Here is a 695-nt window from a genome sequence, read left to right on the forward strand (position 1 = left end):
TGTTTGTATTGGCTTGTTTTTGTTTTCAGAAAAATAAAAGCATCAGTGAAAGACTGTAATCTTGCACTTTCTCGCACCGTTGGCACTCGGTTGTAAAGATAGTGAAAATGATGATTATGTCCGGTATCAATAGTAAAGCTTGGTCTTGTACTACTAAAGCGTGTCCAAGCAATATTTACTTTGCGAGTGGACTGTAGGTGTTCAGGTAGGTCTTTATAGTTCCCTCCATTAGGTACTTGAGAAATAATTGATACTGTTTTATCGGTGTGTACTGTCGCTTTGTGGTTGTGTAGTTCTTTACTATTAGCGCGCATCAGTTTCTGGTAATCATTTTGTGGATCAGTCGTATAATTTTTACCATCCTCTACACTGTATTCTGGTAAATCGCATATAGCTTGTTCACAAGTTACATGCTCATTAAAGGTCGGAGTAGGAAACTCAAAATTTGGGCTATTTTCTTTATTATTTTTTAGTCCGACAAAGAAAGCTCTTCGTCTATTCTGCGGTACTCCGTAGTCCGATGCCAAAAGAATCTTGTAGTTAACCGTGTAGCCTAACTTACTGAAATCTTCAAGGATATCGTCTTTAACAGCACCTTTATCCATCGAGATAATGTTAGGAACATTTTCCATTACGAAAGCATTGGGTTGATAGAATGATACAAAATCGACGAATTTTTTATATAGCTGATTACG

Annotated in this window: 1 protein-coding gene; it reads right to left on the reverse strand. The window is 37.0% G+C overall.

Annotation, left to right across the window (positions count from 1 at the left end; genetic code table 11):
* Window positions 1-695: DNA cytosine methyltransferase (locus JMY06_RS11710; protein WP_201618418.1), on the reverse strand; the 695-nt coding region annotated here is incomplete at both ends.

Origin of the sequence: Psychrobacter urativorans (assembly GCF_904846675.1) — a bacterium.
GTDB classification, from domain to species: domain Bacteria; phylum Pseudomonadota; class Gammaproteobacteria; order Pseudomonadales; family Moraxellaceae; genus Psychrobacter; species Psychrobacter urativorans_B.